The following is a 14,123-nucleotide window of genomic DNA, read 5'->3' on the forward strand; positions in this document are numbered from 1 at the left end:
ACGGTAGGGCATACCGGAACTCACGCTTGGGGAGAGATTCCCTCTGGCTTGGTTGGATACGTCCTGCCAAGTTAAGGAAACTCGTTGAACCAAGAATCCCTCGCTTTTAGCGATGGGAGTGTCAAACGTTGGCCTAAAATATACAGTTGCTCGGAGGTATCTTTGGACTCTAGATTTATTTTAAAAGTTCTTTGGTTAGATGAAAATGTTGCGATCGCAGTGGATCAAGTCGTGGGTAAAGGCACCAGTCCTTTAACCGCCTATTTCTTCTGGCCCCGTAATGACGCTTGGGAACAACTCAAAGAGGAGTTAGAAGCGAAACACTGGATTAGCGAAGCTGAACGGATTAGCCTCCTCAACCGCGCAACGGAAGTCATTAATTACTGGCAAGAAGAAGGCAAGCGCACCCCGATGGGAACCGCCCAAGACAAGTTTCCGGATGTGGTGTTTACGGGCAGTAATTAGAGTCTGCTGAATAACTCGGGGAGCAGGGGAAGAAGAGAGAGGAGAGAGGAGAGAGGGAGAGTCAGGAGTCCGTCATCATTCTCTATTCTCACTTCTCTATTCGCGGGGGAGTCGGGAATAATTATCAATTATCAATTCCCTACTCCCTTGTTGAGTCTGTTGTGTGCTAAACTATATTTAGGCTAGTGAGGTTGGCACAAATGTTAGTCTTAGAGTTTAAGGTTAGGGCTAAAAAGCATCAATATACAGCCATAAGAGACGAAAACGCCGCAGGCAACATCTTAAAACTGGGATTAAGTACCGCAGGGCATTCGGGAACTTGGCTACAAGATAGCCTAAACGCTTTGGGAGAGGATACCTCTACTTTTTCAGGAGAAATCCTGTCTAAGCAAGTCACCTCGGTGAACAAAGAATCCCCCGTTATAGCGACGAGAGGAGCTTAACGGTGGGAGTAGTCAAGCCATCAACTACAAAACCTCAAAAGGGTGGGATTTTAACGGCAACGGGTTGTGAAAAGTTGGAACAGGCAATCCAACAAGCCAATGAAAGCCAAAAATTTCCCCCCAGTTATGGCAAAATTGCTCAACAAGCGGGGATTCCCGTTGAAGTGGCGATTCAGATTCTCTACCGTCAGGGGAAAAGTGACCTCAAGGCCATTCAATCCCTTTATCGGGCTTTTGGTGTGCGCTTGCAACGGCAGGACTATGAGGTAATCCGCACAGAGGAGGAAGTGGGGAGGGTTGAACCTCCGGCAGATTGTGTCCTGAGTCCGGGCTATGAGGGACGAGAAGGGTGGCTGGAGCGCCTGAAGGTTGAATTAGAGTCTAATGATTGCGTGCGACTGTTGACGGGAATTTCTGGGGTGGGGAAAACGACCTTACTCCGTCAGGGGGTGCAGGAGGTGGGGGAGGGGTTTGAGCGGGTGATCTGGATTGATGGCGATCGCACTCGTTTCCCCTTTCCCTCCCTGTTACGGCACATTCTCGGGGAAGAAATCGCCCTCAAACTGCCTACCCAATGCCCCTTAGAGCAACAAGTCCACCATCTCCTGAGCGCCCTGCAAACCACCCCCCAGTTGATCATTTTGGATGGGGTGGAAGCTTGGTTAAACCCGGAACAGGGGATCTTTCAGGACAATGGATTACAGCCCTTTCTAGAAGGATTACTCACTCAAACAGAATGCCCCTCCCGGGTGATGGTCGTCTCCTCCTCCCCCTTGCCTGTATCTCTTCCCCAATGGGAGTTAGAAGGTCTAGATGAGGCCGCCCTAACCCGCTTATTTTACCACTGGGGCATTCCCTTAGACGATGAGGCCAGCCAAGAGAGCTTACGGGAGATGATGCGCGTCTATGACGGCCATCCTTTAACCCTCAAGATTTTAGCCGGAGAAATCCGTTCCGCCCCCTACTATGGCAATCTGCGCGCCTACTGGCATGATTACGGCTACGATTATGAACTAGCCCTCGTTGAAACCCCAGATACAATGGATTCCTCCCCGCCCCTAATCCGGGCTTTAGAGCGCGTCTTGCAACGTCTAGGCCGTCTGGCTCCCTTAGCCTATGAGTTGTTATGTTTAGGGGCAATGAATCCTCAAGGGGCTGATTTACGAGGATGGCAGTTTTTAATCGGAGATTTCCCCCTTGTTGAACAAGAAGCGGCCATTTTAAGCCTAAAACAACGTTTTTTGTTAGAAGCCGAAATCAATGATCCCCAAGTGCGTTACAGTTTACACAAATTTTTGCGGCACGTTGTAGGATTAACTATACCTGACCACAAGCAAAAGGGAGTGTAGTAGTGACTGGCTCGAATCCCAAAATCCAACTTCGTATTCTTTCTGAAGCTGATGCCTTAAAAGTACGTTATAACCCTACGTCTGGCCAGCTAATTTTACCAAGTTCTGAGTCTAGGGATGGGTCTACGGGGAGACGGGATCAAGCTTCTCCCTCGGAGGGAGAACGCCCCCAAGTGTTGCGCTTCCTTGAATGTGTCAAATATTGGGCAGGGTTGAGAGAGAATGCAGGGCTTCATGACCAAAACCCGCCTACTCTCCATGAAATCCTTAAGGATTTGAATTTAACGGAAATTGCCCATATTCGTTGGGCGTTTTATTATTTACAACTTCATCAACCGATAAAAGGTGACAGTCCGTTAACCCAAGTTGAGGGGTATTTAGAGGCTTTTGATCATCTCTGCGCATTAGAAGCTTGGGAAGAAGCCAGCGAGATTCTCTTTCTGCCGATTTCAAGTGAAACCGATGACCGCCCGGAAGAGTTACATCGTCTGTTGTTGAGGTGGGGATATTTACCGGAAGTCATTCACCTTTACCAAACGGTCTTAGAGCATTTAGAAGATGCGCCCATGGTGAATCCGGTCTGTTTACAAGGCTTAGGTCAGGCCTATTATGCTCTACAAGATTATGACCAGTCGATCACCTATTTTCAACGCTATTTAGCGACGGTTGCCGATGTCCCCGATAGCTCTTTAACAACAATTCATTTGTATTTAGGGAATGCTTACTATGCCTTGGGGAATTATGAAAACACCATTAGCGCATTAGAACAGTGTCTGGATTTGCCTTTAGTGCAGGTGATTCCCGAGGGGATGGAAAAAACCCTCTATCGCTTGGCCTATGCCTACTATCAGAGTCAACGGTATGAAGAGGCGATCGCACAATTTGAAAAATACCTGCCGGGAGTCCAAGGAGACGAACCAGAAACCCTCGAAACTCTGTATTATTTGGGTCAGGCCTATAGCGCCATTAGCCAATACCCTCAAGCCATTGATTACCTCACCCGCTATCATAACGCCGCCCCCCAAAATCCGGAAACCAATGCCCAAGCTTGGCTAACCCTTGGTCGCGCCCATTACGCCCAAAATGCCTACCCCGACACCATTCACGCCCTCGAACAGTATTTAGAACTCGCCCCCTCCCTAGAGCTAACTCCGCCCCATCAAGTATTCTACCTCCTCGGTCATGCTCATTATGCCCTCAGTGACTATCCCCAAAGTATTGAGGCCCTGCGGCAATATCTCACGCAAGCGGTTCAATCTCGGGATGTGTCTAAGCTAGAAAATAGTCTGTTTTATATCAGCACGGCCTACTATACCCTCGGCGACCATACCAACACCATTCGCTACTTTCAACAATATCTAAAAGTCACCGCTCAAACCCCCACCCCGCGCCGAGAAAAAGCCCTCCTGTGCCTAGGGGAAGCCTACTATGAACTCCAACACTATCCCGAAACCATCGAGACACTGCAACAATATCTAGAACAGATCGCACAGGACAACGAAAGTCCAGACTTAGCCATCCCCTACCTACAACTCGGCACCGCCCACTATGCCTTAGAAAACTACTCGGCCGCCATTGAATATCTACGCCAATATCTCTCCTTAGTAGAAACCCAAGACAATCCCAGCAACCTATGTGCTACCCTCTTCGCCTTGGGGAAAGCCCATTATTTCCTCCAAGACTATGAACCCGCTATTACTTACCTGCAACAGTACCTCACCCTAAATGGGACTGAATCACTGCCGAAGAGTGAACAGAGTCCTAATACAGAATGGGGCATGACGTTGTTCTACTTGGGAACAGCTTACTTTGCTTTAGGAGATCCCTCCGCTACGATTGACTATTTACAGCAATATCTCACCGTCACGGGGAGTAAAATTGCACCGATGGCCTTAGCGACGACCCTCTTTGACCTCGGACAGTCCTATTTTCTGCTGCAAGATTACAGTCAGTCCGTGGACTATCTCCAACAGTACGTTAAATTAAGCCGTCCCGCCGTTCAATCCCTGTTAGATCAGTATCTTGTCCTCCAGAAAAAAAACGAAAACCCCGAAGGCGGAAAATCGGAGACATCCCTTCCTCTGCCTCCAGAAACCTTAAAAATGTTCAAACTGGAAAGTTGGCATCAACTCCATCAAGGGATAATGACCTTAGCGGAAGCTTGTCAACGCTTAGGGGACATGAATCGGGCGATTCGCGGTTATCAGGACTTATTGCCCTTAACTCAACTGTTTGATGATCCCGTGCGGGAAGGTCAAACCTTAATTAGTGTAGGGAAAGCCTACTTTATCATTGGGCGTTATGGAACGGCGATTGAATACTTAAAACGCTATTTAGTGATTACCGAGGCTCTCAGTGATTGGTTAGGCAAGGGGGCGGCTTTACACTACTTAGCTAATGCTTATTTAGGGTTAGGCAATCATCACAAAGCGCTGTCTGTGGGTCATAAAGCCCTGCGTCTGTGCCGACAAATGGGCGATCGCATTTTAGAAAGCCAAACCCTCGGCAGTTTAGGCCGCACCTACCACGCAACGGGGGACTACGACCGCGCCATGTCTCTCTATCAACAACAGTTAAACATTGCCCGCGAAACCCAAGATACAGCGGCCATCGGGGCAGCTTTAGGGAATATGGGCTGGACTTACTGTTTATTGGGCAACTACACCCAAGCGATTAAGCATCTGCAACAACATTTAGAGGTCGCCAAGGAAATCGGCGATCGCCTGTCCCAAGGAGAAACCCTCTGTCACCTCGGAGAAAGCCATCTTCACCTGCAAGAATACTCCCCAGCGCGGGACTACTTGCAAGAAGCCCTGAAAGTAGTCCGTGCTATCCAAACCCGACATTGGGAGGCCGAAGTTCTCAAAAACTTAGCCCAACTGAGTCAAAAAACAGGCAACTTAGAACAAGCGCGGGAGTATTGTCAACAAGCGATTACGATTGCTACTGATTTAGAACTGCCTGAACTGCAAGGATATCAGGAGTTACAGAAGTATCTACAACCGTCTTTCTTCAGTGGTTTATGGGAAGCGTTATTAGGTTTAATTCAGCACAAAGTGTTACGCTCTCGTAGTGTTAGTTAGGGCTTGCTGAATAAGGCTCTAATCCTGAGAATAGGGGATAGGGGGAGTAGGGAGTAATGTCATTGCGTTTCCCTGCGGAACGCTTCGCGAACGCGCAGCGTTCCGCAGGAAAGGACGGTACGAAGCAATAAGCGTCGGGAGTCGGGAATAATTAGTTAGTATTCAGTGAATATTTGTAACAACAATAAAAAAAAGATGTTTAAATAGTTATCCACTGAAATCCAATGCTATTTTGAAAAAAGAATTCCTAGGTCTGGAAAAGCGATGAGTCAAACCGTTATTAAAAATCGCTACCAAATCATCCGACCTTTAAGTAGCGGTGGTTTTGGTGAAACGTTTATTGTCATTGATCAAGATATGCCTTCCGGTCGTCAGTGTGTCTTAAAAAAACTGAACCCGATGACCGATGACCCCAAGATTTATCAATTAGTACAGGAGCGTTTTAGTCGAGAAGCGGCTATTTTAGAAGATTTGGGCAAAAATCACGCTCAAATTCCCGAATTGTATGGTTATTTTGAGGCGGATAGTGAGTTTTGCCTAGTACAGGAATGGATTGTCGGTCAAACCTTACGGCAAAAAGTTCAAGAGTTCGGCCCCTTCAACGAAAGTGAGATTAAAACCCTGCTGTTGGATCTCTTGCCTGTGTTGGAATATGTTCACAGCAAGCGCATTGTCCACCGAGATATCAAACCCGATAATATTATTTTGCGGGGGGCGGATAACAAACCCGTTCTCATTGATTTTGGCGCAGTGAAAGAAACTATGGGAACGGTGATCAGCCCTTCTGGCAATAGTAGCCGTTCTATTGTCATTGGAACCCCCGGTTATATGCCTTCGGAACAAACCGCAGGACGACCCGTTTTTGCCAGTGATTTATACAGTTTGGGGTTAACAGCTATTTATGGACTAACGGGGAAAGACCCCCAAGAATTGGAAACAGACCCCAGCACCGGAGATATTATCTGGCAACATTACGCTCCCAAGGTGTCTCCTACCCTCGCCGGGATTCTGGACAAGGCCATTCAAACCAGTCCAGGTGAGCGTTATCGTACAGCACGGGAAATGTTGGCTGAGTTGAATCAAGGACAAGTTACTGCTCCTGTTGTGATGCCTACCGTTCAGTCCAATGCTCCCACTACTTATCCGACACCCTCTCCAGCCCCCTATCCTTCTCCTCCCCCGACTTATCCAGCACAAGCACCGACTGTGGTTTCTAATCACACACCTTCTCCACCTCCTCCTTCCGGGTGGTCTGAGTGGCAAAAGGCCTTAATTACAGGTAGTGTCATTGGTTTATTTGTGATTGGTGCCATTGTGATGACACGACCTCAACCTGCACCCGTTGGGACGAATTCTAATACACCGGAAGAAACATCAAGTAGCACAGGAAACCCGGATGATTCTTCTGCTGAATCATCCCCCCCTTCTCAGCAACAATATGCAGGGAACAATCCCGTTCAAAATACATCTGCTATTTCTCAAAATGAAGCGTTGAGCGTCATTCGTCAATGGCAACAATACAAACGAGAGATTTTCGCTCCTCCCTATAGACGTTCTCTAGGAGAAGAAATTTTAACAGGTCAGGCGTTTCGCAGCAACATCCAACAAACGGATGGGACAGAAAGTTCAGTAGATTGGTTGCAAAACAACAACGCCTACTATTCTTATGGGGTGCAAGACATCGGAGAAGTTAAGGATTTTATGTCCAGTGGAAATAACGCAACACTTCATGTTGTGGTGACAGAACAACGAGCGTTATACAAAGATGGTAGAAGGAGTGACCAAGAAAGTGCTTTTGATACACGCCTAGTTGAGTATAATTTAGAACGAGTTGGCGGAAGGGTCAAAATTGCTGACTACCGGACATTGAGTGTCTTACAACGACGATAATTACCCTATGAATCTAATCTATTAATGATAGATTAGATAGATTCACTTTGATTTTCACTTTGAATTATTCTTAATGAGGGAATTTTGGATCGACAATACCAGTCTCAAGGACATGATCCTCACCGTCGGATTGCTCAGTTGGAATACCAGCTAAACAGAGCGGATCAGACGATTAGACGACTAAAACGTGAGAATGAGGAGCTTCGACAACAAATTAGTCGTGCTTCTCCCGGTTTTGTTCGTGATTCTGTTGGAAATTTAAGTCATATTGGCAGCCAGAAATATCAAGATCGACCTGATCAGAGTCAATATAGTGTTCCGAATAGGAATCAGATTTATTCTGATTCTCATTATGGAAAAATGCTTAAATCTAAGCTGCAATTTATAGGAATTGTCTCCTTGATTGTGGCAATTTGTTCGATCATTGGTTTCTATTTGACTCGTCCAGATTCTTCGACCCCGCCCCCAGAATCTGAATCTGGTATATCATCGGATTCATTAGGGAATGATTTAACTTCCCCATCCGATAATCGTTCCAATTCGGCAATTCCCACCCTTCCTTATAATCCATTGAATCGTCAAAATCGTCCGTGGGTTTATAATGTAAGAAGACCGCCACAATTGACTTCTAATAATCAACTGACAGCGATTGTTCGAGATATCCAAACATTAGTAGATCAGAAAGGGTTACCCACCCAAGATTTATCAATTACACTGATTGACGTTGAGAAATCGGCAGTTGCTGGTTATAATCCAAACCAATTAAGATATCCGGCTAGTATTGTCAAGTTATTTTGGCTGACTGCCTTTTATAGTCAAGTAGCTAATGGTCAAATTCCTGATGCAGGTCAATATGTTCCAGACTTAGAAAAAATGATCCGTCAATCTGATAATGAAGCAGCCAGTCGTATTGTTGATTTAATTACTGGTACACAATCAGGTGTAGAATTGATCGGTGAGAATTATAAAAAATGGGAAGACAAGCGTTTCTCTCTCAATCAGTTTTTTCAATCTGCTGGGTATCAGGGAATTAACATAAGCCAGAAAACATTTCCTCTTCCCTATTTACAATATTCTGAACCACAGGGTCGCGATTTACAAATACGTGGTCCTAGTCCTGAACGTCCTATTCGGAATAGCATTTCCACCGAGCAAGCCGCACGATTGATGTATGAAATTGTGACCGAGCAGGCGATTTCACGAGAATATAGTCGTGACATGAAGGGGTGGCTTGAACAAGATTTAGATCCCCGTAAATGGCAATCGATTGATCCCCATCAGGGACATTTTAACCCGATTCGCGCTTTTTTCGGGGAGGGATTATATACGGGAAATAATATTATATTTTTGTCTAAAGCGGGTTGGACTTCTGGGACAAGAAAAGAGGTTGCCTATGTTAGTAATGGCAGAACAAGTTATATTTTGGCAGTTTTTGGGGAGAATAGTGCTTATTCTCAGGATGAAAAAATATTTCCTGAAATTTCCCGTCTGGTTTTCCAACGCATGAATCAACTCAATTGAAATGAAAGGGAATGTTTGTTAGGGTTAGAGTTTGTCGCGATCGCGCACAATCCAGACGTTCCGGCTATTATCCCATTGTAAGTACAACCGCAGGCGATCGCGCCCAGTATTACCATTTTTCATATCGTAGCGAAGCTGTGTGATCACAGTGGCTTGGTCGCCACTATTTTGGACAACTTGAGTCCGTTCAACCGCCACATGAGCTACTGTGTCCCACCAGTTTGTATAAGCACTATAATCATTTTGCAGGTGTTGCTGCCGGAAATTCGAGGATAGCCTAGACCACCCCTCACTGTAATTGCGACGATTAACTTGGGCGTAGTGATCACGTACCCCCTCATCCGGCGAAATCCTAGCACTAGGATTCGGTCGGACTTCTTGGGCCGTGATCTGATTCATGGAATCCCCCGGATTGGGACTCGCTAAGGCACAGTAGGCATCGGGCTGTTGTTGTCCATATTGTCGCAATAACTCAACACAGCGATCGCGCCCCTCAAATTTCGCCACATACACTTGATAATAGGGCTGACCCGATAAGTTGCTATAGTCAGGAATCCAAAACTGCCCCGCACCATTATATCCGGCACTTCTCAATTCCCTCAGACGTTGTGCCATGTTGCTCTGTTCACGATAGGCAGAATCGGCTAAAAAGTAGAAGGTAGAAACTTGTGGAGTCGGTGGAGTTGTAACCGTTTCCGGTGGAGGAGTGGGATTCGGAGTCGTTTCCGGTGAGGGAGTGGGATTCGTAACCGTTTCTGGGGGTGTCGGTGGTGGGGGGTCTGGGGTGCGAGGGGGACTCACCAAAACAAAACCTAAAACAGCACAGATTCCCACAATACCCCCCGTGATCACCGCAGACTGCCACCCCGCCCCTTGACGCGACGGGGGAGAAGAGATCACCTCAGTTGGGGACTGGGACGGGATAGAGGGGGGGATAGAGGGGACAGTGGGGGGACTAGAGGGAATGGTCGGGGAAACGGTTTGTAGGGCTTGTTGCATCTCAGAAGCCAGTTTAAAGCGATCGCGAGGCAGATACTGTAAAGCGCGATCCAAAACATTCGCAAAATGAGGATCAATATTTGGTACATAAGTTCGCCAAACAATCTCACTGGTTTGAGGATCCGTTAAATCGGGCGGCAATTTCCCCGTTAATAAACAAACAATCGTCAGGGCTAAACTATATAAATCACTGGAAAAGATCGGTCGTCCCGCCGCTTGTTCCGACGGCATAAAGCCCGGAGTCCCAATCACAATCGAGGAGGTTGTACTTCCTCTAGAGTTAATATCTAGCCCCATAGTCTCTCGGACTGCGCCAAAGTCAATTAAAACGGGTTTTTGGTCAGACTGCCGCAAAATAATATTATCCGGTTTAATATCCCGATGAATAATCCCTTGATTGTGAATATAAGTGAGAACTGGGAGTAAATCCAATAAGATTTGACGCGCTTCCCCCTCCGTTGTTTTGACCAACTGATTGAGTGGAGTTCCTTCAATATACTCCTGCACCAGATAAAACTGACTCTCTTGCTCAAAATAGGCATAGAGTTGAGGAATTTGGCGGTGTTCCTTCCCCAGTTTTTCTAAAATAGCCGCCTCTTTTTGAAAACGGTCTTGCACCAGTTGATAAACTTGGGATTGATGAATGAGAGGTTTAAGTTGTTTGACGACACAAATGGGTTGGGATGGCATTTTAGTATCTTTGGCTAAAAACGTTTCACCAAAACCACCCCGACCTAATGTTCTCTCAATTTGATAGCGATTATCTAAACAAAACGGAGGAGTCATATCCATAATTTACCAATAATTACTAACCCAGTAATTCGTAGGTTGGGTGAAGCGACAGCGCAACCCAACAAGTAACCCGTAATCACCCAAAACACGAAAAACCGGGTTTATTTACCACTACTTTGTTAACTTTCCCCCACACTTAAAACAGAAATTAGACTCAAGGGGATTTTGCGCCCCACACTGAGTACAAAAAACGTGAATGAGGGATTTAGGTGTATCTTGAATGGGGGCTGTCTCAATGGGTGGCGCTGGGGGATCTATCACTTCTCCTGCTGAAAGGCCGGGATTTAATTTGTAGGTTTGAATTAAATTCAAGATAATGAACGACTCCCGTTTATATTCTGGACTGTCCTTTCCTCCGTCCTTATCCAACTCAATCGCCCGTTGTTCTAAATAGTCTGTCAGTTGACTAAATAAAGCCTGTTTTTGATTGTCCGTTTCTGCACCCACCAGACGACTATTGACTTGAGTTTGAATGGCTTCCCGATCGTCGCGACAAGCTTTAACTTCCAAAACTTGGGGCGCTTCTGCCCAACTGGAGGCAATGTCAACATTTTCTGCTCCGATGGCTGTTTGTTTCGTATAACGAACCACATTTTCCCCCGTGGTGCGATTTGTTTCTAAGCGTAAAATCCCTAAAGATCGGGCTTCTACTACTAATTCATAGATTTTCACATCTTCAGGAAAAATATCCCAAAATGGCGGTTCTTTTTGAATATGAACGGGAATGGGTAAGTCTTTATATTCCCCCCGTTGTTGAGCGCGTTTTGCCAGAATAAATTCACTTTTCCAGTCTTGGTAAGACTGGCGCAATTCTTTCATTCCATCAATACAACGCAGAGAAAAACCGCCAGTTTCTTGGACAAAAACAATGCGATGGCGTTCAACGTCTCCGAGGGGTTTGATATCATCATCATTGCCCACAAATTCTTTAATTTTAGGTAACAGTTTTTGGGCAGCTGGATCAGGGGTGTTCCGTCCTCCGAGTAGGGCAACGTTGGTATTGAGGGCAGGGGTAAATCCGGCATCTTGTCCCCCTAAAACGGCTTTATCCATCAAAATTAGGGGCTTCGATTTGTTGTAAGCTATGCGAATATTGTTGATGATTTCTTGGTCATCGTTGTATTTTTTCAACAGGCGATCGCACGCGGCTAAGTCTTGCTGCATTTTACTCCCCGCTGGGGCGTTCAGAATCACCTGTTTGGTGCGATCGCCAATCATTTCCCGAATATCCTCATCTTGCACATCGGGAATCTCGATTAAATCCAACAAACGCATAATTTCATCCGCCCGACGGGTTGCCTTCCACAGGGGGCTTAACTGTTGTAAAATATCCCCCGAAAGGGTACTACATAACCCATCCATCCCCAATTCATAGGCCGTTTTGCTCCCTTGAGTAGCCCCCGCATGGCGTTCAATAAAGTCCTGATAGAGTCCGTTTAATTCCTGACGATCAAAGAGTTTAATCCCGTTAATTTGTAGGGCATCAGCACGATCCGCTTGCCGATCAGCCTCTTCTTGGAAAAAGTCCCGCAGGGTGGTTAAACGCTGTTGCAAACGATTAAAACGACGTTCTAATCCCGTTAAATGGTCTTGCAAACGAGCCAGCACTTCCCGCGCTAATGCCCTTGTTTTTCGTTGAATTTTTGCCACAAAATACCCCTCTAATCCCGTTAAAGCCCCTTGACAAAATTCCTCCATTTTGCTTTGTTTGGAGATGCCAAATTTATCTTTAAATTCGTTAAGATCGGCGAGGGCTTTTTCATACTGCTGTTGACTTTTAATCTCATTGGGCTGCCAAATTCGCTCCTCTTGGTTGCGGAATTTTTCGCTTAAATCTGTAAAAATTTGGCGGGTGGTCAAAAGGAACGATTCCGCAAATTTAGGCCCTTGGGTGCGGTCTTCTAAAATGCGATATAGTTCCTCTTCTAACACTTGGCGACCGCGTACAATGGCTTGATCTCGGTTATCATACATTCGTCCCCAAAAGTCCCCATGTAAGCGTTCATCTGGGCTTAATTCCCGGAAATGATCTCGCTCATATTCGTCCACTTTGGGCTTTAAATAACCATTTAAAAAGTTTAAAATTTTACCCCGTTCCGCCGCTAAAACATTGACCCCTTGCTGGGTACATTGTAGCCAGTTTTCGTTAATAATTTCTTGACGAATTTGATTGATCCATTCTGCAATAACAGTTAGGTAGGGGCGATCTTGGGCGGCGGATAAATCGGTGATTAATTCAATCTCACTGAGGCGCAAACGTTTAAGGATATCCCCTCGTACAAAGTCTAACATTTGGGGAGGTAAAAGGGCTTGTTCATTCTGCCACCAGCCGATAAAGTCTTGAGCTAAACGAGAGGATAAAGACCCGCGAATATGAGCAATGGGAATTTCAATAGTAGACAGTCCAAAACTCATAAAGTTTTTCGGATAGCCCCGCCCTCCCGGATCCGCTTGCGCCCAAGCCCCTTTAATGTTATCCCGAATTGAGCGCTTGTGGGGGGAGAATTCACTGGTTAAATCTAAGAAGATATTTTGGGCAATAATTTCTCGAATTTGAGCCAGTTTAAAATCACTTTCTCCGTTTTTTGTTCCCACTAAGTAGGTAAAATCAAAGGGGGGTAATTTACTACGCACTTCATCACTAAGTTGGCGACTAAATTGGGCGACATACTCGGTGCGATAGTCGGCAAAATAGCTAAATTCCATCATCGCAGCGTACCCATTGGCTAAAACGCGATCGCCAACACTAATTCCGGCAAAGGCACTGGGCATGGGAACAATAGCCGTGACAATGGGGCTACTTTCCCCTTTGAGCCAATTGCGGATACAATAGCCCAGATCCAGAATCATACCGCTCCCTGTTCCCCCGGATAAAGACCCGGTGAGAAATACATTAATCCCACTGGTATTGACTTTAATGCCGTAACGATCTTGCATAAAGTTTTCATGGCCTTTTGTGCGTCGTACTGCCTCTAAAAACTTGCTTTGAATTTCGGCATAATTGCAAAATAACGCAAAACGACCACAGGCGCGAATTTGTCCCGCACCTGCTTCTAGGGAACTAATATTTCGTTCTAATTCGGAGGGAAACCAGGAGTTAATCCAAGGGAAATTACTCATATCTGATACGATATCTCGGACGACTTTTCCACTGACTCGCGCCCAGTGTTTTTCGTTGTCTTTAAAGGGGCTTCCGGCGGCTTCTGGTTCGGTGATTTTATAATCTTTATCGGTGTCTACTAAGAGGAAACTAATAATGGGAAAGTTTTTTAGGTTGCCGTAGGTTTCTTCAACTAAACGGCGGACTCTGGCGGCTACTTCTGCCCCAGTTCCCCCAATGCCAATAATGACGGTGGGAACCATTGATTTTTCTTCAACTGCGACCATAGGATTCTCCTGTTGAATTAGAGGGTATATAGCGTTTCCAAATCATTGATCAACTCTCAAAGAAGTTTCTCCTAATACTTCAATCTCCTTGTGACCCTTGTATACTGTTTTCTTTGCTTTCCCTATTCCCTGTTCCCTTGGCTTTCCCTTATGGACGACAAAACTCACATGGAAACGCTATAAAACGATTCAAT

At 45.9% G+C, this 14,123-nt stretch carries 7 protein-coding genes and 1 pseudogene; 6 read left to right on the forward strand and 2 right to left on the reverse strand.

The genetic code is table 11. The features are described 5' to 3' along the window. Nucleotides 1-162 precede the first annotated feature (162 nt). From K4A83_RS07845 to K4A83_RS07870, 6 genes and pseudogenes are all read left to right on the forward strand, one after another. Entirely contained in the window at nucleotides 163-465 is a 303-nt protein-coding gene (locus tag K4A83_RS07845) for a 30S ribosomal protein PSRP-3 (protein WP_017303187.1), read from the forward strand. A 254-nt stretch (nucleotides 466-719) separates the two neighbouring features. Beyond that, nucleotides 720-908: pseudogene (locus tag K4A83_RS07850) on the forward strand (RNA-guided endonuclease TnpB family protein); the annotation flags it as partial. Between the two features lie 2 nt (nucleotides 909-910). Beyond that, nucleotides 911-2,257: a hypothetical protein gene (locus K4A83_RS07855; protein WP_265263920.1), complete on the forward strand. Its 1,347-nt coding sequence runs from the start codon at nucleotides 911-913 to the stop codon at nucleotides 2,255-2,257. 2 nt (nucleotides 2,258-2,259) lie between these two features. Continuing rightward, on the forward strand, nucleotides 2,260-5,340 hold the full coding sequence (locus K4A83_RS07860; protein WP_265263922.1) for a tetratricopeptide repeat protein: 3,081 nt from the start codon (nucleotides 2,260-2,262) through the stop codon (nucleotides 5,338-5,340). A gap of 264 nt (nucleotides 5,341-5,604) precedes the next feature. After that, the gene (locus K4A83_RS07865) at nucleotides 5,605-7,230 is read left to right on the forward strand and encodes a protein kinase domain-containing protein (protein WP_265263923.1); all 1,626 of its coding nucleotides are present in this window, start codon (nucleotides 5,605-5,607) and stop codon (nucleotides 7,228-7,230) included. 84 nt (nucleotides 7,231-7,314) lie between these two features. Beyond that, nucleotides 7,315-8,751 carry a serine hydrolase gene (locus K4A83_RS07870; RefSeq protein ID WP_265263924.1) on the forward strand — a complete coding sequence of 479 codons (1,437 nt, stop codon included), beginning with the start codon at nucleotides 7,315-7,317 and terminating at the stop codon, nucleotides 8,749-8,751. A gap of 24 nt (nucleotides 8,752-8,775) precedes the next feature. Here K4A83_RS07870 and K4A83_RS07875 read toward each other — a convergent pair whose 3' ends face one another. Both K4A83_RS07875 and K4A83_RS07880 read right to left on the reverse strand, forming a co-directional pair. Further along, nucleotides 8,776-10,536, reverse strand: coding sequence for a serine/threonine-protein kinase (locus K4A83_RS07875; RefSeq protein WP_265263926.1), 1,761 nt, complete (start codon nucleotides 10,534-10,536; stop codon nucleotides 8,776-8,778). 117 nt (nucleotides 10,537-10,653) lie between these two features. Beyond that, a complete protein-coding gene (locus K4A83_RS07880) occupies nucleotides 10,654-13,929 on the reverse strand; it encodes a tubulin-like doman-containing protein (RefSeq protein WP_265263927.1) in 3,276 nt (1,091 codons plus the stop codon). Nucleotides 13,930-14,123: the final 194 nt, after the last annotated feature.

Origin of the sequence: Spirulina subsalsa FACHB-351 (assembly GCF_026130165.1) — a bacterium.
GTDB classification, from domain to species: domain Bacteria; phylum Cyanobacteriota; class Cyanobacteriia; order Cyanobacteriales; family Spirulinaceae; genus Spirulina_A; species Spirulina_A subsalsa_A.